The 24,072-nt window shown below is 35.0% G+C and carries 23 protein-coding genes and 2 other annotated features; of the genes, 15 read left to right on the forward strand and 8 right to left on the reverse strand.

Translation table 11 applies throughout. The features are described 5' to 3' along the window. Positions 1–222: 222 nt before the first annotated feature. A complete protein-coding gene (locus tag OEV82_RS08010; protein ID WP_263061542.1) occupies positions 223–864 on the reverse strand; it encodes an FMN-dependent NADH-azoreductase in 642 nt (213 codons plus the stop codon). 215 nt (positions 865–1,079) lie between these two features. Then, positions 1,080–1,329 (forward strand) — a binding site (T-box leader). Between the two features lie 77 nt (positions 1,330–1,406). Continuing rightward, positions 1,407–1,675 (forward strand) — a binding site (T-box leader). 62 nt (positions 1,676–1,737) lie between these two features. Here OEV82_RS08010 and trpE point away from each other — a divergent pair. From trpE to OEV82_RS08050, 8 genes are all read left to right on the forward strand, one after another. Further along, positions 1,738–3,129, forward strand: coding sequence for an anthranilate synthase component I (gene trpE / locus OEV82_RS08015; RefSeq protein WP_263061543.1), 1,392 nt, complete (start codon positions 1,738–1,740; stop codon positions 3,127–3,129). Then, positions 3,110–3,697, forward strand: coding sequence for an anthranilate synthase component II (locus tag OEV82_RS08020; RefSeq protein ID WP_263061544.1), 588 nt, complete (start codon positions 3,110–3,112; stop codon positions 3,695–3,697). Before trpE ends, OEV82_RS08020 begins: the two co-directional genes overlap by 20 nt. After that, a complete protein-coding gene (gene trpD, locus OEV82_RS08025) occupies positions 3,694–4,713 on the forward strand; it encodes an anthranilate phosphoribosyltransferase (RefSeq protein WP_263061545.1) in 1,020 nt (339 codons plus the stop codon). The genes OEV82_RS08020 and trpD overlap by 4 nt, the downstream gene beginning before the upstream one ends. After that, positions 4,714–5,484, forward strand: a complete 771-nt coding sequence (gene trpC / locus OEV82_RS08030) for an indole-3-glycerol phosphate synthase TrpC (protein WP_263061546.1) — start codon at positions 4,714–4,716, stop codon at positions 5,482–5,484. A 20-nt stretch (positions 5,485–5,504) separates the two neighbouring features. Beyond that, positions 5,505–6,107, forward strand: coding sequence for a phosphoribosylanthranilate isomerase (locus OEV82_RS08035; RefSeq protein ID WP_263061547.1), 603 nt, complete (start codon positions 5,505–5,507; stop codon positions 6,105–6,107). Between the two features lie 6 nt (positions 6,108–6,113). Then, entirely contained in the window at positions 6,114–7,310 is a 1,197-nt protein-coding gene (gene trpB / locus OEV82_RS08040) for a tryptophan synthase subunit beta (protein WP_263061548.1), read from the forward strand. Beyond that, a complete protein-coding gene (gene trpA, locus OEV82_RS08045; protein WP_173659298.1) occupies positions 7,310–8,113 on the forward strand; it encodes a tryptophan synthase subunit alpha in 804 nt (267 codons plus the stop codon). The genes trpB and trpA overlap by 1 nt, the downstream gene beginning before the upstream one ends. Positions 8,114–8,570: 457 nt before the next feature. Continuing rightward, a complete protein-coding gene (locus OEV82_RS08050) occupies positions 8,571–9,605 on the forward strand; it encodes an NADH:flavin oxidoreductase/NADH oxidase (protein WP_173659296.1) in 1,035 nt (344 codons plus the stop codon). Positions 9,606–9,660: 55 nt separating this feature from the next. Here the strand turns inward: OEV82_RS08050 and OEV82_RS08055 are convergent, their stop codons facing one another. Then, on the reverse strand, positions 9,661–11,163 hold the full coding sequence (locus OEV82_RS08055; protein WP_263061549.1) for a glycine betaine uptake BCCT transporter: 1,503 nt from the start codon (positions 11,161–11,163) through the stop codon (positions 9,661–9,663). A 150-nt stretch (positions 11,164–11,313) separates the two neighbouring features. Beyond that, the gene (pdxS, locus tag OEV82_RS08060) at positions 11,314–12,168 is read right to left on the reverse strand and encodes a pyridoxal 5'-phosphate synthase lyase subunit PdxS (RefSeq protein WP_263061550.1); all 855 of its coding nucleotides are present in this window, start codon (positions 12,166–12,168) and stop codon (positions 11,314–11,316) included. 123 nt (positions 12,169–12,291) lie between these two features. Between pdxS and pdxR the strand changes: the two genes are divergently transcribed. Beyond that, positions 12,292–13,695 carry a MocR-like pyridoxine biosynthesis transcription factor PdxR gene (pdxR, locus tag OEV82_RS08065; protein WP_263061565.1) on the forward strand — a complete coding sequence of 468 codons (1,404 nt, stop codon included), beginning with the start codon at positions 12,292–12,294 and terminating at the stop codon, positions 13,693–13,695. Positions 13,696–13,778: 83 nt separating this feature from the next. Here the strand turns inward: pdxR and OEV82_RS08070 are convergent, their stop codons facing one another. Beyond that, positions 13,779–14,312 carry an NADPH-dependent FMN reductase gene (locus tag OEV82_RS08070; RefSeq protein ID WP_263061551.1) on the reverse strand — a complete coding sequence of 178 codons (534 nt, stop codon included), beginning with the start codon at positions 14,310–14,312 and terminating at the stop codon, positions 13,779–13,781. Between the two features lie 97 nt (positions 14,313–14,409). Continuing rightward, complete coding sequence (locus tag OEV82_RS08075; protein ID WP_263061552.1) at positions 14,410–14,976, reverse strand: nitroreductase family protein; 567 nt, start codon at positions 14,974–14,976, stop codon at positions 14,410–14,412. 674 nt (positions 14,977–15,650) lie between these two features. Between OEV82_RS08075 and OEV82_RS08080 the strand changes: the two genes are divergently transcribed. Both OEV82_RS08080 and OEV82_RS08085 read left to right on the forward strand, forming a co-directional pair. Next, the gene (locus OEV82_RS08080; protein ID WP_173660916.1) at positions 15,651–15,926 is read left to right on the forward strand and encodes a DUF1292 domain-containing protein; all 276 of its coding nucleotides are present in this window, start codon (positions 15,651–15,653) and stop codon (positions 15,924–15,926) included. Continuing rightward, positions 15,919–16,176: a hypothetical protein gene (locus OEV82_RS08085; protein WP_173660914.1), complete on the forward strand. Its 258-nt coding sequence runs from the start codon at positions 15,919–15,921 to the stop codon at positions 16,174–16,176. The genes OEV82_RS08080 and OEV82_RS08085 overlap by 8 nt, the downstream gene beginning before the upstream one ends. Here OEV82_RS08085 and OEV82_RS08090 read toward each other — a convergent pair. Further along, entirely contained in the window at positions 16,163–17,293 is a 1,131-nt protein-coding gene (locus OEV82_RS08090; RefSeq protein WP_263061553.1) for a DEAD/DEAH box helicase, read from the reverse strand. The two genes, OEV82_RS08085 and OEV82_RS08090, sit on opposite strands and share 14 nt — an antisense overlap. A gap of 133 nt (positions 17,294–17,426) precedes the next feature. Here OEV82_RS08090 and OEV82_RS08095 point away from each other — a divergent pair, with 133 nt between their 5' ends. The 3 genes from OEV82_RS08095 to OEV82_RS08105 all read left to right on the forward strand — a co-directional run bounded on the left by OEV82_RS08095 (position 17,427) and on the right by OEV82_RS08105 (position 20,642). Continuing rightward, positions 17,427–18,089 carry a hypothetical protein gene (locus OEV82_RS08095; protein ID WP_173660910.1) on the forward strand — a complete coding sequence of 221 codons (663 nt, stop codon included), beginning with the start codon at positions 17,427–17,429 and terminating at the stop codon, positions 18,087–18,089. A 269-nt stretch (positions 18,090–18,358) separates the two neighbouring features. Further along, entirely contained in the window at positions 18,359–19,600 is a 1,242-nt protein-coding gene (locus tag OEV82_RS08100) for an MDR family MFS transporter (protein WP_263061554.1), read from the forward strand. A gap of 166 nt (positions 19,601–19,766) precedes the next feature. Next, the gene (locus OEV82_RS08105; RefSeq protein ID WP_263061555.1) at positions 19,767–20,642 is read left to right on the forward strand and encodes a DMT family transporter; all 876 of its coding nucleotides are present in this window, start codon (positions 19,767–19,769) and stop codon (positions 20,640–20,642) included. 307 nt (positions 20,643–20,949) lie between these two features. Here OEV82_RS08105 and OEV82_RS08110 read toward each other — a convergent pair whose 3' ends face one another. Then, positions 20,950–22,179: a cytochrome P450 gene (locus OEV82_RS08110; protein WP_173660843.1), complete on the reverse strand. Its 1,230-nt coding sequence runs from the start codon at positions 22,177–22,179 to the stop codon at positions 20,950–20,952. A gap of 299 nt (positions 22,180–22,478) precedes the next feature. Here OEV82_RS08110 and OEV82_RS08115 point away from each other — a divergent pair, with 299 nt between their 5' ends. Beyond that, entirely contained in the window at positions 22,479–23,069 is a 591-nt protein-coding gene (locus OEV82_RS08115) for a VanZ family protein (protein WP_173660841.1), read from the forward strand. Positions 23,070–23,171: 102 nt separating this feature from the next. Here OEV82_RS08115 and OEV82_RS16095 read toward each other — a convergent pair whose 3' ends face one another. Continuing rightward, positions 23,172–24,062: a glycosyltransferase gene (locus OEV82_RS16095; protein ID WP_317634310.1), complete on the reverse strand. Its 891-nt coding sequence runs from the start codon at positions 24,060–24,062 to the stop codon at positions 23,172–23,174. Between the last annotated feature and the right edge of the window lie 10 nt (positions 24,063–24,072).

Below are 24,072 nucleotides of genomic sequence, written 5' to 3' on the forward strand. Positions count from 1 at the left end.
CCTGACAGTCTTTTAATCCTGGGATATTCATGATAGAATTCATAGTACACGCAACTCCATTCTTTTTGCTTGTTTCTGGACAATTCAAGTATAAAAGAATGACGGGGTTGCGTGTCTTTTTTTGACCAAAATTGTATGAAAACCCCAACATTTATTATAGAGCCGAAAAACGAAGGTCAGATTCTTTCGTACCTATGTACAATATGAATCTGACCTTGGTAATTAAGCTAGTTGTAATTCAAGTTTTTTTGCTGCTTCAGTTACTCGTTGTAGTCCTTCAGCAATCATTTCTTCAGCACGGTCTGGATTTGCATTATGTCCTTCAATTATAACTTCGGCAATAATTTCCATACCGAACATTCCACCAAAAACATTACGCATATAATTCACAGACATATCCATTGGTGCTGTTTCAGGAGTAGAATAAATGCCGCCACGTGCATTTAATAAAATAACTTTTTTATCAGCCATTAATTGCACCAGTTTACCATTTTCATCATATTTAAATGTATATCCAGCTTCCCAAATATAATCAATAAATGTTTGTAGTTTAGCAGGAATCGTTAAATTCCATAATGGGAATGCAAATACAATAATATCTGCTTTAGAGAAGGCAGCTTTTGCTTTTTGTTTAGCAGTTAAAATCCGTTGTTCAAGTTCTGTAAGTGGTTCATTTTTTGCTAGTTTACCTAAAGCACTAAATAAATCTTGACCTATGTAGGGCATATCTTCGGCAAATACATCATAGACTGACACGTTTAAATGTTTATGATCTTTAATTGCATTTAGAAAGGTTTCGAACATTTTACTTGAAACACTTTCTGATGCTGGGCGATTGTTTCCCTTTACAATCAAAACATTCATAGAAATACCTCACTTTTTCTATATTTTTTGTATATGTGTTTTATTTTCCGTTTTTAGATTGTTGCTCAATGATGCACAAAAGCATATAAAATTTTATCAAATCGAATACCATTTGAAAAATAAAAACACTTGGAATATAAGTTGAAACGCCGTAATGAAAATTTTCCCTTGACAATATATTAGGAATTGTATAATATTATTTTAAAATTTATTCGTTTAACGCTATGAAGAAGAAGAGTAGTCGATTGAAACACTATAGAGAGCTGGTGGTCGGTGCAAACCAGTGTGGGAAAATCGATGAATGGGCTTCTGAGCTCCAAACCGAACCATGGATTGCCATGCAGTAGGCTTTGGCGATATGTCTCGTCGTTACATGAGACAGTGATTAAACATTATTTGTTTAATCACGTCAAAGTGAGCTGCATTCAGCTAATAAAGGTGGTACCGCGGTCCCTCGTCCTTTACGGATGAAGGACTTTTTGCATTTTATAATATTTGGTGTGTTCGCTCGAAGTATGATCTCGTCTTTTAAAATTGAATATAAAAAATCGATGAGCAAGAGAAGTAAGTAACTTTGAAACGTTCCAGAGAGCTGGTGATGGTGGGATTCCAGTACGTGAATGGTTACCGAATGGACTTGCAAGAGACTTCCTGAACGAAATTGTTCAAGTATGGAGGTCCGTTTTCCGACGTTATACGGATAGGATATAAGGATGTTGCTTCATCCCGTATCCGAAAGAGATGAAAAGAGAAGACATTTTTGTTTTCCTTTTCAATAGAGGTGGCACCGCGGTGTTTAATCGCCCTCTACAGACACAACAAGTTTGTGTTTGTAGAGGGTTTTTATTTTGGAAGAAATATAGGAGGTTTAACATGAGTAAATCTTATAAAGTGGTTGTCGAAAAGAATGAAACAGTCACCCCCGTTGATGTTTATGAACGATTACAAGGCAAAAAGAAATTTTTACTTGAAAGTACTTTTCAGCACGAGACGAAAGGAACATTTTCATTTATCGGCACAAACCCTTATATGGAAATGATGGGATGTGGAAATGAGACCATTCTGCAATATCCAGATGGTCATATCGAAAGAATTCAGGAAAATGCTTTAAGTTTTTTAAAAAAACATTTTCCGAAAATTGAGGTAAATCTTCCTGTTCCATTTTATGGTGGTGCAGTGGGTTACGTATCTTATGATATGATTCGACAATTTGAAAAGATTGGCCACGAACAACCGGATGAGATTGATATGCCTGATTTACATTTCATGCTTTATCAATCCATCATTGCTTTTAATCATGAAACAAATGAGATCTATTTCATCGCAATCACTTTTGAAAATGAGCCTGAACATGTATTGGATAGTCGATTGGAAGATTTACAAAGCGTTCTTTCAACCCAATCCTCTTATAAAAAGAAAGATTCATGTTTGATTGATTTTCAATTAACGATGACAGAACAAGCCTTTAAAGAAAAGGTCGAGAAGGCTAAGCATTATATTGAAAAAGGCGATGCTTTCCAAGTCGTGTTATCACAAAGAATGAAAGGTAGTCTTAAAGGAAATCCTTTTGCTTTTTATTTAAAACTTCGGGAAGCGAACCCATCCCCTTACATGTTTTATATCGATTTTGAGGATTATCAGTTGCTCGGTGCTTCACCGGAAAGCCTTGTTCAAACTATTAATCGTGAAATTATTACAAATCCAATTGCAGGAACAAGACCAAGGGGAAAAACAAAACAGGAAGATGAAATGCTAGAAAAAGAGCTGTTAGCGGATGAGAAGGAGATAGCCGAGCACAAAATGCTTGTGGATTTAAGTCGAAATGACTTAGGCCGTGTATGTGAAATTGGTTCAATTTATATGCCTAAATTTATGAAAATTGAAAAATATCAACATGTGATGCACATTGTGTCAGAGGTGAAAGGACGTTTAAGAAATGATTTCACAAGTATCGATGCCTTAATTGCTTGTTTACCTGCTGGAACCGTATCCGGTGCACCAAAAATTCGAGCTATGCAAATTATCAATGAACTGGAAGAACAAAAACGAGGGGTGTATGCCGGTGGTATCGGTTTTATTAATTGGAATTTTGACCTTAATTTTGCACTTGCGATTCGCACCCTCGTTGTGAAGGATGGTTTCGCATATCTTCAAGCGGGAGCAGGAATTGTCTATGATTCGGTGCCGGAGCTTGAATATAAAGAAACTATAAATAAAGCACGATCGCTGATGGAGGTGGCTAAGGGTGTTCCTGTTAATCGATAATTATGATTCATTCACGTACAATCTTTATCAGTATTTTTCAGAACAGGATGTTCATGTGAAAGTCGTCCGAAATGACAAGATATCTTTGGCAGAGATTGCAAAAATGAATCCGGAAGCCATTATCTTATCTCCAGGACCTGGACTTCCTGAACAAGCTGGTATCTGTAAAAGTTTAATAGAACAGTTTTATGATTCTCTTCCCATATTTGGCGTTTGTCTAGGTCATCAAGCGATTGCTATTGCCTTTGGTGCTAAATTGAAACAGTCGGAAAAGATTATGCATGGAAAGACTTCTGATATGGAGCATTGTAAAACAGGCTTGTTTGCTAATTTACCAGATTCATTGGAAGTGATGCGATACCATTCTTACGTCGTTGACCAATATACATTACCGGAAGAATTAGAGATTACAGCTTTATCCAAAGATGATGAGGAAATAATGGCTATAAAACATAAGGATTATCCGGTTTATGGAGTACAGTTTCATCCGGAATCGATAGGAACAGTAGCAGGTAAGCAAATCATTCAAAATTTTTTACAAGAAATTCAAAGGAGGAATGTGGGATGAAATTTTATTTGGAAAAATTAATCAACGGTCAAAGTTTAAATTATGAAGAGATGAGAGTTGTAACAGAGTATTGTATTACACAAGCGACGGATACGCAGATTGCTTCTTTGTTAACAGCGTTAAAGGCAAAAGGAGAAACAGCCGATGAAATTGCAGGCATTGTAGATGTTATCCGTGCAAAGTCAACGTTTAAAACAAGTCCCTTACAAGATGCGATTGATAATTGCGGTACAGGGGGAGATCAATCGTTTAGCTTTAATATTAGCACAACGAGCGCTTTTGTTATTGCTGGAGCGGGTGTCACCGTCGCTAAACATGGCAATCGTAGTGTGACAAGTAAATCGGGTAGTGCTGATGTTCTGGAGACTCTAGGAATTTCGTTAAGTTTATCCAATGAACAGGTTGAAGAATTGTTACACGAAAATAAAATTGCCTTTTTGTTTGCACCCAATGTTCATCCGTCATTAAAAATATTTACTAAAGTTCGCCGTGAATTAGGGCTTCGTACGGTATTCAATGTTATTGGCCCTTTAGTCAATCCTGTTGACCTTGATACTCAGTTTTTAGGTGTCTATGACAAAGCATTACTGACTATGCTTGCTGAAACCCTTAAAAAATTAGGAAGAAGAAGAGCGATGGTGATTCATGGTGCGGGTGGTTTAGATGAAGCGACATTAGCTGGGGAAAATCATATTGTTTTTTTAAATGAAGGAAAAATAAATTCTTTTACGCTTCGTCCGGAAGACGTTGGCCTACCCTATTACGCGATAGAGGAAATTAGAGGTGGTGATGCATTACAGAATGCAGAAATTTTATTACAAGTGTTGAACGGCAAAATCGGCGCTCATTACTATACTGTACTCTTAAATGCTGGATTAGCATTGTTTACTAGTGGCAAAGCGGAGAGCATACGGGAAGGAGTTAAGCTTGCAGAAGAAAGTATTCAATCTGGAGCAGCTTTAAAACGATTAGAAGGACTGGTGAAATATTGTAAAAAATTAAGCGGGGTGTACTAAATGACAATTTTAAATGACATTTTGACAGAAAAAAAAATGGAAGTGAGCAAATTAAAGAAAGATTCATTTATAAAGGGTCCAGAAAAAAAGGTACCAACTTTTAAAGAACGTGTCCAACAATCCAGTCACATGAATATTATAGCAGAAATTAAACGGGCCTCCCCCTCTAAAGGAGAAATCGATCTTGGTGTAGACCCGATTGTAAGAGCAAAACAATATGAACAATTAGGTGCTGCTGCAATCTCGGTGTTGACAGATGAACCGTTTTTTAAGGGGTCTATGGATGACCTTCGCCTAGTAAGAGAAGCGGTTGATATTCCGATATTATGTAAAGATTTTATTATTGATCCCATCCAAATTGATTTTGCAAAGGCGAATGGTGCGAACATCATTCTGCTCATTGTAGCTGCACTATCTCAAGAGGAATTGGTTGAACTTTACCAATATGCGAAAGAATTAAATTTAGAAGTTCTAATTGAGGTACACAATGAGGAGGAAATGAAACGGGCCTTGGGGTTAAATCCAGAAATAATTGGGATTAATAATCGAAATTTAAAATCCTTTGACGTAAGTCTAGCAACGACTGAGAAATTAGCGGCAATGATTTCAAATGCTGACACAATTATCGTTAGTGAAAGTGGAATGAAAACAAAAGCAAATGTTGAATTGGCAAGGGATGCGGGTGCAAAAGCTATACTGGTTGGCGAAACATTTATGTTGGCGGAAGACTTAGCCAAGAAGTTTCAAGAATTCCAAGTCGATTTGACTTGAAACTAAAGGGGCAAGAGAACATGTTAGTTAAAATTTGCGGAATTCGAACAAAAGAGGCGGCAGAAGCAGCCGTGCAGGCTGGAGCTGATTTTATAGGCTTTGTTTTTGCCGATAGTAAGCGGAATATTTCAGCTGAGCGTGCAGCGATTATTGCCCAGGGATTACCAACACAAGTAAAAAAAGTTGGTGTTTTTGTAGATGAACAGCCGGAGCGAATGATAGAAATCGCAAAACTTGTGGGCCTGGATTATCTTCAATTACATGGGGATGAATCAGCTGATATCGCTAGTCAGTTGCCATTTAACATTATTAAAGCAATACCGGCTGAACCTTTATATCTCAATAAAATTCGAGGTTACCCTTGTGATTATTATTTGATAGATAGTCCAAGTGAGAATAGAGGCGGAAGTGGAAAAACGTTTAACTGGGAATTAATGGAAAAATACGATTTAGATCGAAAGAAACTTTTGTTAGCCGGTGGTTTAACGGAAGGAAATGTTCAAAAAGCAATTGAGATTGTTCATCCTATTGGGGTTGATGTTTCAAGTGGAGTTGAAACGAATGGAGAAAAAGATGTTGTAAAAATAAAACGGTTCATTCATAAAGCAAAAGAGGAAAGGTGATAAAAGATGACAACCTATACTTTACCAGATAAAAATGGAAAATTTGGGCATTACGGTGGTCAGTTTGTTCCGGAGTTATTAATGCCTGCATTAATTGAATTGGAAAAAGCCTATGAAACAGCTAAGAACGATCCGGAATTTCAGCAAGCGTTAAGTTATCATTTAAAACAATATGTTGGGAGGAAGACCCCTTTATATTATGCGGAACAGTTAACAAATCATGTTGGTGGAGCAAAAATTTTTCTTAAGCGAGAAGATTTAAATCATACAGGAGCACATAAAATTAATAACACAATTGGGCAGGCTTTGCTGACAAAACGAATGGGGAAAAAGAAAGTGATAGCAGAAACCGGTGCTGGACAACATGGAGTTGCTACTGCTACGGTAAGTGCTTTATTTGATTTAGATTGTATCATTTTTATGGGAGCAGAAGACATCGAACGTCAGCGGTTAAATGTTTTTCGGATGGAATTATTAGGAGCAGAAGTACGCAGTGTACCGAATGGAAGTGGAACTTTAAAAGATGCGACTAATGAGGCATTACGTTATTGGGCAAGTCATGTTCAAGATACTCATTATATAATTGGTTCAGCAGTTGGCCCACACCCATTTCCAAAAATGGTTCGTGACTTTCAATCGGTGATTGGTAAAGAAACAAAAGAACAGATATTGGAACAAGCGAAAAAATTACCTGATGCTGTTGTTGCCTGTGTTGGTGGTGGTAGTAATTCGATCGGTATGTTCTATCCATTTGTTGAAGAGAAAAATGTCAAACTCTTTGGTGTAGAAGCAGCGGGGTTAGGTCTAAGAACAAATCAACATGCGGCTGCAATTACAAAAGGAGAAAAAGGGATATTACACGGTGCTTTATCTAAAGTGTTACAAGACGATCATGGGCAAATTAAAGAAGCATTTTCAATTTCCGCTGGCCTTGATTACCCTGGTGTTGGTCCTGAACATAGTTATTTACATGACATAAATCGGGTAATGTATGTTTCGGTAACTGATAAAGAAGCTTTAGATGCATTTCAACTTTTATCAAAAACGGAAGGAATAATCCCGGCGTTAGAAAGTTCCCATGCCGTTGCTTATGCCATTAAATTAGCAAAGGTAATGCGTTCAGATGAAACCATTGTTGTCTGTTTATCTGGTCGAGGCGATAAAGATGTCGAGCAAGTACAAAAACGATTGGAGGTAGAGTGATGGGGAAAGAGCGGATTGAAAGGACATTTCAGAATAAGTTATTAAGGGGAGAAAAGCTCTTTATTCCATATCTTATGGCTGGTGATGGTGGGTTAGATGTTTTAGACGAACGAATTCAATTTTTAGAAAAATGTGGGGTATCAGCGATTGAACTTGGCATTCCGTTTTCGGATCCCGTTGCTGATGGACCTACTATACAGAAGGCGGGATTGCGATCTCTTAAAGAAGGAACAACTTTGACCGGTGTTTTAAAGCACTTGAAAAAATGTAAAAAGACTAGAACTGTACCAATAATTCTTATGGCCTATTTGAATCCAATCTACCGTTATGGCTTAGAAAATTTTGCCGTAGATGCTAAGGAAGCTGGAGTAGATGGGGTTATCATTCCAGATGTACCTTTGGAAGAGGAGGAACTTGTTACTGGATATTTACATCAACATCATATTGCATTTATCCGGTTAGTCGCCTTAACAAGCTCTAGGGACCGTGTAAAGGAAATTGCGAGTCGTTCGGAAGGATTTTTATACGCTGTTTCCGTAATGGGAACAACAGGAGCACGAAAGAATCATGATTCACACGTGAAAGATTATTTAGAAATGTTAAAACGGTATAGTTCTGTTCCTGTCTTAGCAGGATTTGGTGTATCAAATGTAGAGCAAGCAAGAAAATTAAGTTACCATTGTGACGGTGTCATTGTTGGAAGTCGAATTGTTGAATTATTTCATGAAGATAGGACAGAAGAAATAAAAGTGTTCATTCGTGGAAGTATTCACCACACATTAGAACCTAGTCACAAGGGTTAAACGACTCGGTATGTTTTAGGGGAGATTGTTCTGCAATATGCAATGCTATAAAAGGCATTCGTTGTGTATTACGAAGTTACACTAAAAAAAATCACTCATAATTGGGAATTTTAATCGAAAAAACGAGCAAATTGCTCATAAACATGATTAATTTTAACTAATTCAGCCATTTTAAGGAAAAAAAACGGTTTGAAACGAAGTAAAGTGTGCGATTTTTATTAAAAAATGTGCTAAACTTAAAAAATGCGTGCGAAAACCTAATAAAAGTGTGCGAATTCATAAATTTTTGTGCGAAATTGAGTGAAAACTGTGCGTATGAGTTCATTTTTGTGCGAACTTTTTTGCCGCTTTTTGTATTGGTTCCCAACCTCCTACAATACACTTAAAATGAATCTTGTCTTTCTTCATCGTATAATAAATAGTATGAAACAGTATATTCTGAATGGAGGTTTTTCTTTTGTATAACTTATTTAGCCCGTATCAAATTAAAGGATTGGAATTAAAAAATCGAATCGTTATGCCACCGATGTGTCAATATTCTGTGACAAAAAAAGACGGTATACCAAATGAATGGCATTATGTACATTATGTAAGTCGAGCAATTGGTGGAACAGGTCTCATTATTATTGAAATGACTGATGTAGAACCAGATGGGCGAATTACAGATTATGATTTAGGATTATGGTCTGACGCTCAAGTTCCAGCATTTCAGAGAATTATTGAAGGGTGTCATCAACATGGCGCAAAAGTGGGGATTCAAATTGCCCACGCGGGAAGAAAAGCAGAAGATGCGGAAATTCCAGTAGCACCATCACCAATCCCATTCAATAATGATTTCAAAACACCGCGAGAATTAACGACTGATGAAGTAAAAGAAATGGTAGAAAAGTTCCGTCAAGCTGCCCGACGAGCTGTACAAGCTGGCGTTGACACAATTGAACTACATGGTGCCCATGGATATCTCATACACGAATTTCAATCTCCACTAACAAATAAACGGACAGATGTATATGGTAAAGATTTAGCACTGTTTGGCAGAGAAGTGATTCAAGCAGTTAAAAGTGAAATGCCAGCACATATGCCACTCATTTTACGTATCTCTGCTGTCGAGTATGTTGAAAATGGATATGGAATTGACCATGCGATTGAACTTGTCAAACAGTATAAAGAAGCCGGTGTTGATCTCTTCCATATAAGTTCTGGTGGAGAAGGACCAATTGGAAGCGGTGGTAAACCTGGATCTCATGCTGCATATCAAGTACCTTTTGCAAGGAAAATTAAAGAAGCCTGTGATGTTCCGGTTATTGCGGTAGGGAGATTAGAAGAACCACAATTAGCAAATTCAGTCATAGCCAATGGTGACGCAGATCTCGTTGCGATTGGACGTGGCATGTTAAGGAATCCAAATTGGGCACTTGAAGCTTCGATTCAATTGAGACAAGAAGGGGTCATTCCAAAACAATACTTAAGAGGTTTCCCAAGGGTGAAATAATAGGTAAAAACCAGACCTATATGACAGGTCTGGTTTTTTCATTAAAAATAAACTTTTATCTTTTGATATGTTTTTTAAACATTTGTTTTGTTTCTTTATTTAATGATTTAAATAAGCTAATGGTCATCAGGATCATTATTACTGAAAATGGTAAAGCGGCAACAATCATTGCATTTTGTAAAGCCATTAATCCTCCAGAATATAATAACACTAGTGCTATAGATGTAAGTAAGATTCCCCACATAAGCTTGATCCGGTTTGCTGGATTGGCAACCCCATTAGTCGACATCATAGCTAGAACAAACGTGCCAGAATCGGCAGATGTAATAAAAAACACAGCTACTAAGATTATGGCAATAATGGACATTCCCATTCCAAATGGAAAATGATCAAATACTCCGAAAAGCGCCTGTTCTAATGCTAGTTCAGATATTTTAGCAACACCTGACGACTCTAAATGAATTGCAGTTCCACCGAAGGCAGAAAACCATATGAATCCAAAAATGGAAGGGATAAGTAGGACGCAAAGAACGAATTCGCGTATGGTTCTTCCCCTTGAAATTCTCGCAATAAAAATTCCGACAAATGGTGACCAGGCAATCCACCATGCCCAATAAAATATTGTCCAGGAATTAATCCAATCACGAATATCCGCATTCAGTGGTGCCAATCGAAAACTCATATAAGGAAGGTTTTGTAAATAAGTACCGATTGTGTTCGTAAATAAATTTAAAATCATCATCGTTGGACCGAATATAAGCATAATTACTAACAGTAATCCAGCTAAAAACATATTTCCATTACTTAAAATTTTAATCCCCTTTCCAAGACCAGACAAAGATGATGCAATAAATAAAAAGGTAACAACTACGATAATAATGATTTGTATGGAAAAATTAGTCGGTATTCCAAAAAGGAAGGAAAGCCCCCCATTGATTTGCATCGCACCGAAACCTAATGTAGTTGCTACTCCAAAAACCGTCGATAGGATGGCTAAAATATCAATAATTTTTCCTGTTTTTCCGTTCACTTTTTTACCTAATATCGGTTTTAATGTGTTACTAATTGTTAAAGGTTCTTTCTTTCGAAAAGTAAAATAAGCGATGATTAATCCTACGATTCCATAAATGGCCCATGCATGTAATCCCCAATGAAAAAAAGTATAGGTGAGTGCGTCCTTAATTGCATTCGCCGTTCCAGTTTCCCCTGTCGGAGAACTGATGGCATAATGACTAATGGGTTCAGCGGAACCATAGAAAACAAGACCGATCCCCATTCCAGCACTAAAAAGCATAGCAATCCAGGATGAACGTGTAAAATCAGGCTTATCATCTTGATTTCCTAATTTGATACGTCCCATCGGAGTGATAAATAAATAAATGCAGACGATTAAAAAAATGGTAGCAACGATTAAATAATACCAGCCAAAATAGTCTGTGATAAAATACTGTATATTTTCTGTAGCCGTTTCAAGAGCTTTTGGTGCGATGATACCAAATAATACAATGAGTGATAGAAAAATTGCAGAAATATAAAAGACAGACTTATCTTTCATCATTTTAATTCCCCTAACTTGTAATAAAGATAGAAAACAATGTTTTCATTTTTAATATGCCTAATTCAAATCATAATAATCCAACAGTTTAAAAGTTAGGTGAAAAAAGACATGGCTAATATTAGCCATGTCTTCTGAAAAATCTTGCAATTGTTACCATCCACGTTCTTGCATTCTTTCCTCTGAAGCAAGTGTGGCAACATCAATCCCTTTCATCGGTGTTCCTAAATCTTTAGATAGTTTTCCAATTAAATCATAATCTTTATAGTTAGCAGTTGCTTGTACAATGGCATTAGCAAACTTTTCTGGTGTTTCTGATTTAAAAATACCAGAACCTACAAATACACCGTCTGCCCCTAATTCCATCATCAATGCAGCATCAGCTGGTGTTGCGACGCCGCCAGCGGCATAGTTGAGCACAGGTAATCTTCCAACTTCTTTAATTTGTTTTAAAATTTCATATGGTGCCCCAAGGTTTTTTGCTTCCGTAATTAATTCATCCTCATTCATATTTACTACTTTACGGACTTGGGCATTTACTTTTCGGAGATGTCTTACAGCTTCAACGATATTTCCTGTACCAGCTTCCCCTTTTGTTCGTAACATTGATGCTCCTTCACCGAGACGACGAGCCGCTTCACCTAAATCACGACTACCACAAACAAATGGAACAGTAAATTCACTTTTTAATAAATGAAATTCTTCATCGGCAGGTGTTAAAACTTCGCTCTCATCTATGTAATGAACACCAAGGGCTTCTAAAACTCGTGCTTCTACAATATGTCCAATACGAACTTTCGCCATTACGGGAATATTGACTGCATTCAATACTTCTTCGATAACTTTAGGATGGGCCATCCGCGCGACACCACCATTTTTACGAATGTCTGATGGGACCTGTTCTAAAGCCATTACTGCCACTGCACCAGCTGCTTCAGCAATTTTTGCTTGTTCTGCATTGATAACGTCCATTATGACGCCACCTTTTGGAAACTGTAATTTCGTCATTTTCTACACTCCTTTAAAAATTGTTGTATTTTTTTAAATTTACTATATTATAAAAAGTAACTGGTATGATAAAAAGTTCCAGTTTTGATAAATTTAATGGGACCAGATGAAGGTGAAGAAAAAATGGATATGTTAGCTTGTGAGTTGAAAAGAGACATTGATATACCGATATATGAACAGTTGTATCGATATATCAAAAATGAAATTATTGCTGGGAGAATTGATTATGGTGTGAAACTACCATCAAAAAGAAAGTTAGCAGATTATTTAAAAATAAGTTTAAACACCGTTGAAACGGCCTATGAACAACTGATAGCTGAAGGGTATATCAAAAGCGTACCACGAAAGGGTTATTTTGTTTTAGCTTACGAGGAGTTAGATATTCTAAATTTAGATCATGAGATTGTTCATTTTGATGAGGATGAAAAAGTTCAAATTCAGTATAACTTTCATCCGAGCTGGATTGATACAGAAAACTTCCCTTTTGCTAAATGGCGAAAGTATGCAAAAGAAATCATTGGTGAAGAACATCAAACACTGTTATTACATGGCGACGCACAGGGCGAATACAGTTTACGTTGTGAAATTGCTCATTATTTATATCAATCGAGAGGGGTCACATGTTCTCCAGGACAGATTATTATTGGGGCAGGAATTGAAGCATTACTCTTGATGCTCATTCAACTTTTTGAAAAGGAAACGGTTTATGGTGTAGAAGATCCAGGGTATCATGTGATTTCAAAGATATTAAAAAATTTCCCTAATGAAGTCAAACCAATAACAGTAGATAGTGAAGGTATACAGGTAAAAGTCATTGAACGATTAAAGCCAGATGTAGTCTATGTGACACCTTCACATCATTTTCCATATGGTTCTGTGCTATCGGTGAACAGAAGAATTCAATTACTAAAATGGGCACAAGAGAAGAAGAATCGATTTATTATTGAAGATGATTATGATAGTGAATTTCGTTATAGTGGGACACCGATTCCGTCTTTGCAAAGTATGGATCAAGCGGGAAAAGTAATTTATTTAGGTACATTTTCTAAGTCATTAATGCCTTCCATTCGAATGAGTTACATGGTTCTTCCAAATCAGCTGCTTAAATTATATAAAAGAAAATTATCATTTTACCATTGCACAGTGCCACGTTTAAACCAAGCGATATTAACACAGTTTATGCAAGCAGGTGATTTCGAACGCCACTTGAATCGGATGCGGAAAATTTATCGACGCAAGTTAGAAAAAACATTAGAAATGTTACGACCATATAAAAAGGAAATTAAGGTCATTGAAGCCCATTCCGGTTTTCACATCGTGTTAATGGTACAAAACGGTATGGAGGAAAAAGAGCTAGTGGAGCGGGCATTGAAAGAGAAAGTGAAGGTGTATCCGTTATCGTATTACTTATTAGAAGAAAAGGCGGAAGCTCCACCAAAGATTGTCTTTGGATTTGCCGGTGTTCCGGAAGAACAACTGGAGGAAGGGATTCGTTTATTACTACGAAGTTGGAGAATTAGCGATTAAAAATAGTTTAGGCATCTTACACTTATATGAGACAAAATTCGTAAAGAGTGAAAAACAGAACTGTAAGTTATCTTTACACAAATTTATTTCTTTTCATGGCTTAACTCCAAAATCTCCTTTGCCAGCCCTTGTATTCGTTTTAAAATGAGTTTATCAACAATCTCACTTTCATCGTTAAAGCTATCATCGGGAACAAATACATTTCGAGATGGGAGAATGCCACCAAAAAACTGAATGATTGGTCGTAAATGATATTCACCAACAAGAAAATATTTTTCGGATCCAGCTGTCGTGATAAAACCTACTGTTTTTTTATCGAAAGCATATTCTGGTAATAAATCGAGAAGATTCTTTAAGCAACCGGAAATAGAGGCTTGATAAATTGGTGTACCAATAACTAAAGAATCCGCCTTTAAAATTTTATTAACGACTGTAACCGTATCTTCGTTATAGGTAGAAAGAGCATAGCCACGCATAAATTCGACATCATAATCTTTTAAATCAATGAGTTCAGTTTCAATATGCGGATTGATAAATTTTGCTGTATGAAGAACTTGAGCGACCATATGAGCAGTTTTACTACCGGAAAGAGCACCTGAAATACCGATGAGTTTCAATTATATTCCTCCTTTCACTAGTTGTCTCTAGAATGAAAAGTTATAGTTTATAGGAAAAAGCCCAGCACACAATATTTTGTTTGCCGGGCTTACACGATTATTTAAACCATATTGTTTTTTCTTCGGCAGGGACACGTTGTGCTTTAATATTATATTCTTGTTTTGGATAACCGATATAGACAATACCAATGACTTTATCGTGTTCTTCTAATTTTAAATATTGTTTTAATTCTGGATCGTGGGCAATATCCCCAGTACGGCAAATAGTGGCCAAACCTTTTTCCGTTGCGGCAAGTAAAAGGTTTTGTAGCACACATCCTGCTGCAACAACTTCTTCAATTTCCGGATTTTTACCTGTTGGACTTGCTGCAAGGATAACTAGTACAGGTGCACGTAAAGGTCCTTTACGAACTTTTTCAATTTTCTTTTGAGCTTCCTCTTCACTTAAACCGGCTACTTTTTTCTTTGTAATCCGTGCCATTTCTTCACCGAGTTTCACTCGAGCGTCTCCTTTAAATACACGGAATTTCCAAGGTTCAGTTTTTCGGTGATTAGGTGCCCAGACAGCAATGTCCAAAAGCTCTTGAATTACTTCATCTGGAACATCTTTCTCACTCACGGCGCCTATTGATCTACGTGACTTGATTAATTTTGCAATATCCATGTTTCTCCACCCCTTTTACTTACTATAACTAGTATATTCACAAAAAAATGATTATTCAATGGGAAGTATACAGGAAGAGGGAGTCCTTGTTGCAATTTTTGAACAAAAAGGTAACCCTTACTAAAGAAATAGATAGAAGGCATTGTTTATAGTAAAATAAATTTAAAATAAAAACAAGTCTAATATATCAATCATCTTAACTTGAGGGTGAAATATGGAAAACAAATACCTTCATCATAAATACAAGCAACATAATAACATGTTGATCTAACTGAAAATGAAAATCATATTACATCTACAGAGTTGAGAGAATTATATGATATAAATATGCATTTAGAGCAATCTGCCATTGTTGCAATAACAGATCCAAAAGGAACCATTCTTTATGTGAATGATCTCTTTTGTGAGATTAGCCAGTATAAAAAAGGAGGAATTAATTGGTAAAAATCATCGGCTTTTAAATTCTGGCTTACATTATAAAAGAAAATATATCATGAAATATAGGCATCTGAAGTTGAATAAACGTAGATGGTCTTCAATCAGAATGCCTATTTTTTAATGTTATAAATATAAATCTTACATTGGAAGATGGTTATCGGAGTTTATTCACGTATGCAATAGGTACAATTGTGAAAAGATATTAAGGATCATTTTTAAAGGGGAGATTGATTGTAATGGAAAAAATTGAAGTCGGTGAAATCTTCTCGATTAGTGATGATGTAAACGAGGAACATGACGTGGAAGTTATTGCAACATTAGAGTTAGAAGGAACGCAATATGTTGCTGTCAGTTTTGTTGAAGATCTGGAAGATGAGACAAATGAAGAAATTGATCTTTTCTTTTTGAAAATTGATGAAGAAGGAGATATTGCGCCAATCGGTAGCGATGATGAATTTGATAAGGTATCGAAAGCCTTTGATGAAATTTTAGATTATGAATCGGATGAGTGAGAAGAGGGCTGCCCAGAAAGTGGATTGTTTAGGAATGATTGATACGTTGGCAGAAGAACCACCAGTGGCACGGTTCAGCCACCTTAAGCGAAAAGTGCGTTTGCGGAAGTCTGATGGTTACGTAATTAGCAAAATAGCTTTTGCTATTCCTGCTGGAGTCGCCGCCAACTCTCCTTTGAACAATCGATTTTCTTTAACTTATTGGGCAGCCGCTTGGTTATGGGTTTCTGCAAATTTTATGCATCGATAATTTTACCATAAGCTACTTTTTTCATTTTCATTAATATCTTTAATTCTTGACTCATTTTTTTCAAAAAGCTTCTTTCTTTTGCATTAACTAAAGATATAACTGTTCCTTTTTTTCCCATTCTTCCCGTTCGTCCTGATCGGTGTATAAATTGAGTGGATGTGCTAGGGAAATCATAATGAATAATTAAATCAATATTCTCAATATCTAGTCCTCGAGCTGCTACATCTGTCGTTAGTAGCAATGGCTTTTTATTAGAGCGGAATTCTTTCAATGCTTGTTTTCGTTCCCACTTTGTTGAATCCCCTGTAAGGATGGCGACCGGTAAACCGTGAAAGGTTAATTTTAATGCCACTTCTTCAAGCTGTTCATTATTTTTAATATAAGTGATCGTTCTCCCTGGATGAGCATGCATTATTTTTCTGATTATTTCAACTTTTTCTCTTTGCTCACATGGAATATAAAAATAGTCTGTGTTGCCGCGCTGCCGTTGATTTTCGATAGAAATATGTACAAAATCTTCTTTCATCAGACTCTTTGCTTTTACTTCTGTATTCTTTGTTATTGTTGCCGAGAAAAAGAGGAGTTGCCTCTCTTTTAATGTTGATTTAATAATCGCTTCTACATCTTGAATATGTTCCTGATTCATTAATTGATCGGCTTCATCAATAACGATCGTTTTTACTTGGTGCATTTTCATCTTTTTCATTTTTATCAGTTCCCTGATTCTACCTGGGGTGCCTACAGCAATGTGAGGTTTTACCTTTAATTTTTCAACTTGTTTTTTAATATTTGCTCCACCGATAAATGCAGCTGCTTTTATATCTGATCCAATAGTAAATTTTTGAATGACTTCTAATATTTGCATTGCTAATTCCCTAGATGGCACAATAATTACCGATTGTAGATCTCTTTTCGATTCATCAATTTGTTCAAGAATTGGAATGATATAGGCAAGGGTTTTTCCAGAACCAGTAGGTGATTGTGCGATCACATCTTTTTCTTCTAATATAGATGGAATTGCCTGTTTTTGAATTGGTGTCGGCTGTACAAACCATGCTTGTTGCCAATTTTCTTTTATAAAGTGTTTTAATGTTTGTAATTGGGACCAATTTGTCATGATTTATCATCCTTTTCAATCATTCGTCGCTTCATTTTACACAAAATCCTTTTTGTTTCACAACTAATTTCTAAAAATAATTTTCCTTAACATTTGGAATTCTAAACGGAAAATACAAGAAGGAATGATTAAGATGGATATTATAGTAACTTTTGTTTTAATCGTCGGTTTTATTTTTCTCTTTGTACAAGGAATTATGTTAGCGAACAAGTACGGTTGGCTAAAATTAGAAAATGTACTTTTACTTGTAATCTTAGCGTTTATTTATGAAATGTTAATACTATTTATTGGCAAATGGGTGGGCGAAGGAAATTTGTTAAAAATTTTAAATTATGTGCGTTATTGGCTTCATGCGCTCATAACGCCATTATTGATTTTAGTTTTATGGAAATTGTTATACCGGGCTAACGTTGTTTGGTCCAAGAAGATTTGGGTGAAATTGCTCGTATGTTTATTAACAATAGGATTGATTTTTTATGAGTTAGTTACAGGAGTTTTCGGGATTAAACTGGAGAAAAAATGGGAGAATGGCATATTAATGTATGAAAATATTCGCGACACGGGAGTTCCTGTAATGGTGATCATCTTATCAATTTTTATTTTAATGACCAGCCTTATTTTATGGCGAAAACAAAAATGGCCATGGTTATTCTTTGGGATTCTTATTATGATTGTAGGAAGTATGATTACAAATTCACTTAATCAAACGACATTGACAAATGTATTTGAATGGATTTTGATGTATTCCTTTTTAGTAACAAAAAAATTTCAAGATAGACACAATAATATTTCGTAATAAAACAGATCATGAATTATATTAAACATACAATATCTACCTACATTTCCTAGGAAATTTCGACAAAACTTAGTTCATAATCAATGTTAGGCATTGAGTATTGTCCTTTTTCATTAAAATAGTTATTTTTCGTGTTCGAATGATTTTTTATTGTTTTATTTCAAAATTCAAATTATACTGAATAATGGTTCGGAAGCTTTAAAAAATGGAATAAATTTATATTTAAATCGGTCAATTATTTTGAAAAACAGATAGGATAAGGTGGAAGTATGAATTTTTTTCGTTTACATCGAACGGTAAAAATTCGTTTAATCGAATCATTTTTAAGTTCTGCCGTAAGCAATATGATTTTCCCGTTTATGGCGATCTATTTGTCTTCGTACTTCGGTGTGAAAATCACGGGAATTTTGTTATTCATTAATGTTTTGGTCGGGATCCTCCTGTCGTTTTTTGGTGGCTATATTTCTGATAGCTTTGGCCGTAAAAAGTTGATTGTTTTTGCTGAAACAATAAGACTTATGGCGTTTTTTATCATGATGTTGTGCAATTCTCCGTGGTTTTTTTCACCGGAAATAACGTTTCTGATGATGATGGTTAATACTATTTGTTGGTCATTAGCAGATCCCGCCAATGATGCAATGTTAATTGATGTTAGTAAACCGCATGAAAGAAAATTTGTCTTTTCTTTATCTTATTGGGGGTTTAATTTAGCTGTAGCTTTAGGTGGTGTTTTAGGAGGATTTTTATTTAAAGATTACTTATTCGAATTGTTAATTGCCTTAACAGTGACCGCAGCAATCACAGTTATCTTAATTACTTTCTTCATCGATGAAAGCTATATAGTTGAGAAGAAAGAAAAAGAATCGCTGTTGAAGCATGTAACGAATATGATTCGCAATTATCGTACTGTATTCCGTGATCGTTTATTTATTTTGTACACGGTCGCACTTATACTTATTATGTCATTAGAGTATCAACTTAATAATTATATAGGTATTCGATTAGAAAATGAGATGAACAAACAGCCATTTTTTCATTGGGAAATTGACGGGATCTTAATGGCAGGATTACTGCGTACTGAAAATACGATATTAGTAGTTTTAATGGCATTGTTTGCAACAGCAATGGTTACCCGTTTTAAAGATCGACATGTGATGGTTCTTAGTTCATTCTTTTTTGTTGCAGGTTATGCATTTGTTTCGTATTCGAATTCAATTCCATTATTATTTTTTGCAATGTTTATAGCTTCTGTGGCGGAAGTACTTCGCGTACCTGTTGAACAAAATTATATTGCATCATTACCTCCAAAACATGCCCGCAGTTCATATTTAGCAATTAATGGAATGGGTTATTATTTATCACAATTGATTTGTTCAATAACTGTCATGATTAGTGCTTATCTTTCAAGTGCATTAACATCAATCTTTATTGCGATAACAGGACTTTTTGGTGTTTTAATTTTACTAAAAATCGGCACTGCATTGGATAAGCGATTGGAGCAGGCTAAATAGAAAGATATATTAATAGATTTTAACAGGTTATCCCTTAGGACATTGTCTTAAGGGTTTTTTAAGATTACAAAAATCTGGTGTTTTAATAATGGAATGGATAGATTTTTTAAACAAGCAAGACTATAATGAGCTTAAATATTACTCCTTTGGATAGGAGGGAAAGATTGTGACAGGGAAGATAAAAATGATCGTGACGATGTTAATTTTTGGGAGTGTCGGATTATTTGTGAAAAATATCAATCTATCGTCTAGTGAAATTGCTCTTCTTCGGGGTGTTATTGGGTGTATCACTTTAATCGCAGCTGGCCTGCTAATAAACCAAACGATTCGTTTTCGGACAACAAAGAAAAATATCATGCTCCTTTGTTTATCAGGTGGAGCACTTGGCTTTAATTGGATGTTTTTATTTGAAGCATATCGTTATACAACGATTTCCAATGCAACCATTAGTTATTATTTTGCTCCTATTTTTGTTATGATTCTTGCACCATTTATCTTAAAGGAGAAAATGGCTCGTTTCAAAGTTGGAAGTATTATAGCTGCAATTATTGGAATCTTTTTTATTGTTGGAATTGACAACGGTGATCGTATTAGCCAACATCATGTCATGGGGGTCTTTTTCGGATTATTAGCTGCAGCCTTTTATGCCAGTGTCATGTTCATAAATAAATTTATTAGAAATCTATCTGACCAAGAAACGACGATAGGTCAATTGGCAATGGCTTCGATTGTAATTTTACCTTATGTATTCGTAACAGAAGGATTAAATGTAAAAAATCTAGACATTCAATCCTTGTTATTTATTTTGATTGTTGGTATTTTACATACCGGTTTTGCTTATATGCTTTATTTTTCTGCATTAAAACAGTTGGACGGGCAAAGAATTGCTTTGTACAGTTATATTGATCCTATTTTTGCTATTGTTTTGTCAGCACTACTGTTAAATGAGACATTCACTTTTATTCAAGCAGTTGGTGGTACCCTTATATTAGGTGCTACATTTATAAATGAGCAAAAAAATGCGAGATTAGTTGAAAAATAATATAAACTCACTTATCAACCGTGATCTATGTTAATTATCTTAGATAAAGCATTTGAGGTGAGTATTAGCAGGTTGTCGAGGTGTTTGGTTCGGGAAGTCGCCATAACAATAGCTGTAGTCATTAATGTTGTTATCATGAAGAACGTTACATAACATTCGTACCCATTTTTAACCATTTAAGGTAACTTGGATAAATAGTTGTTCGTGTAATTACAGTTTTAAGGAAAATCCTTGTTTAAAGGTGTATATATTGAAAAAATTTTTTGTAACAAAAAAGGAGCCGTACAAAAGTATAGACTCCTTTTTCTTATTGAACGGTCTTTATATTTTTCAAAATAAGTCCGGTCTTTAACATAGTTGGAATTTTTCGCAGGCTAAAATCAAAATCTTGATCGACCACTTCGAAATTTATATGATTGGTTAAGAAATATAAGGTTGTTTTCATCAATTCTCTTGTGACTTTCTCACTTAACATTTTCCAATAGGAATTGTGATTCTTCCGGACATATGGAAGCATTTCTGAATCTTTAAATCGTTCTGGCCAGAAAAGATCTGGATTATACCAGATACGTGGATCATGATTTGTTCCGTACATATCTAGTAATACTAAACTTCCTTCTGCAAAACGATAACCTTCCCAAGTAAATTCTTTGCGAACTTTGGCACCTATAAATGGTTCGAATGGAAAATATCGGCGTACTTCTTGAATAAACCAATCGTCATATTGATCGATATCATATAATTTCCGTTTATATTCTTGATGTTGGATCGTAGCTAATACTTCAAAAGTAATGATGTTAGCATTTAAGACAATCATTTTTAATATTTGAATAAGTAGATTTGTTGCTAAAGTGACACTTAATAATTTCTCATTCTGTTGAAAATTAGAAATTTGAGTAATCGTTGCATTTGGTTCGGGATGAATTTCTTCTTTCCATACTTGAACAAAGACTTCTTGTATCCAGGATTCAACACGGTTTTGAATCCGTTTATTATCTCTTTGTTTTAAACCAGCTGATTCGAAAGGATCAACTAATGCGTATAAATCATTTGCACGTTCTGATAACTCTTCATCTTTAATCGGGATCCCTGCCCAATGACATGCAACTCTAGTAATTAGTTTTTTTATTTCATCAAAAACGATGATCTGTTCTTGATTACTCCAATATTTTGCTTGCTCTTCTAGTCTTGTGAAATACAAAGAGTTAAGTTCACTTATTCGTGTGGAAGATAGGAGTTCATTACATAATTGTTCACACATTTGGTCATCTAAGGAATTTATCGTCATCTTTTCATTTGTATTTTTGTTTGGTAACTGAGGGATATTGTTTAACGGTTCGAATTTTTCCTCATCAAAAAAGATTTCTGCAGCTTCTTTACCATTCATACATATGACATTTTTTCCATTTAATTTTGTTTGAAATACGTCAGTATCTAAACGATTACATCTATTTTGAACAAATAGGTATCCTTCTAACATCAATTGAATGCGATTATCCCAACTTAAATCCTTCGGGATTTGTTTCACCATACTCATAAAAATACTCCTTTTAATATTTTCCAGTTCGTATTCTACGTATCTATATCAATTTTATACTGTATCCAGTCTACAACTATCCATTATAATTGAAAAGAGACTCTTTTCCCAATTAACTTTTCGTTACGTTTATTTAACATGATTGTAATAATTGCTTGATTATGAAATAAATTCTTACTTTTTACTTACACATTATTACATATTTTTTGCAAAGTAAAAATTAGTAAACAAATCGGATATAGGCTTGTTATACTGAAGGAGTATGTTCTTTGTATTTCTTCTTGGAAAGGGTTTTCAAATTGGAACAAATAAGATGGTATCTTGAAGATATGCTACATTATATAATAATGATGTTGCCCATATATATGCTCATTCGTTTAGGGTATATTTTACGAAAGAATAAATGGAAATCTGTTCGTTTTTATCGTGAAGTTGGATTATTGCTTTTTGTTTTATATTTAACAGGTTTAGCTTCACAAACTATAATCCCTGAAATCAAAGTTTTAAATAATCAATTATATGTTATTGATATTGGTTTTGATCCCGAACGAATTAATCTTGAGCCTTTCCATAAAATCAATGAAACACAAATTTTAGTGGAGAATGGTCATATTAGTTATTTGTTTATTGAAGTTTTCGGTAATATTTGCATGTTTATACCAATAGGCTTTTTCCTTCCAATTTTATGGAAGAGATTTGAAAACTTTTTTTTAACAGTTCTAATTTGTTTCGGTATTTCTTTATGCATTGAAACGATCCAGTTAATTTTACCACGTGGAACCGATGTGGATGATATAATTATGAATACATTTGGGGGAGCAATTGGTTACATTTTATATACTATTTCAAAAAAAAATTCAGTTAAAAAAACTCCCAAAAAAACAAGTTAGAAAAACCCTTTGTCATGCCACATACATTAATATTGTTTGGCCTAGCATTTCGTTTGTACATAAAAAAAGAGCTTTACTAGAAGCCTTTCTATAACGAACCTTTCAAGCTTTATATTTTGCTCTTAAAGTCCATATTTGATAGATCATGGCGATTGATGCAATGATCGTAAGATATGTTAATAGAATCCATCCAGACATTAAATATGGATCAATCGCTTCTTGAACTGATTGACTAGTCAAGTATTCTCTATATTGAATACAAAGGTATGTTATTACTATTCCAATCATTGCGATAGTTAATAAGCCTATTCCGAGTTTACTCGTTGTTGCCCCTTTTTCTGCGTTATACTGATTTGCCCAGCCGTCTTTTTTATGGGCCGAAAACTTATCTAACCAAACTTGACAGAAAGTAATTAAATTGACCCATAAATAAATTTCGGGGCTAATTAAAAGAGCTGCTAATATGACATCAATTGGTCGATGCATAGGGGTTTTTATAGCTAAAATTGTATTTAATATAGATGCTAATATGACCGGTATTATCCATATCCATGACCAATAAAATTGATCAGTTGCAAGTGCAATAACCAATAGCACGATAAACAGTATTCTGATAACTAGATCTAAAAGAAATTTAAACTGTGAACGCCATAGCTTCCATTTATGTCTTGTTTGGACATTTAAATCTTTATTCGTTAGCAATTCGACGGTTCCCGATTGCCATTTATTTCGTTGCTGACGAAACGTGTGATAACTTTTCATTGAATCAACAAAACAGCGGGCGCTTGGACTGATTAATGTTTTCCAATTTAATTTTTGTAACTGCCAAGTTAACAACATGTCTTCAACGTCACTGTCATTTTGCCAAGGGCCATCCAGTTTATTAACATCAACTACAGATTGCAATGCTTCTGGTCGGAATAAGGTTGCTTGGCCTCCAAGTACATATGTGCTACCCCCGTGATATTGGAGATTTAATAACCAACTAGCCATATCTTGTTTT

This window comes from Pallidibacillus thermolactis (assembly GCF_025660415.1).
Lineage (GTDB): Bacteria > Bacillota > Bacilli > Bacillales > Caldibacillaceae > Pallidibacillus > Pallidibacillus thermolactis.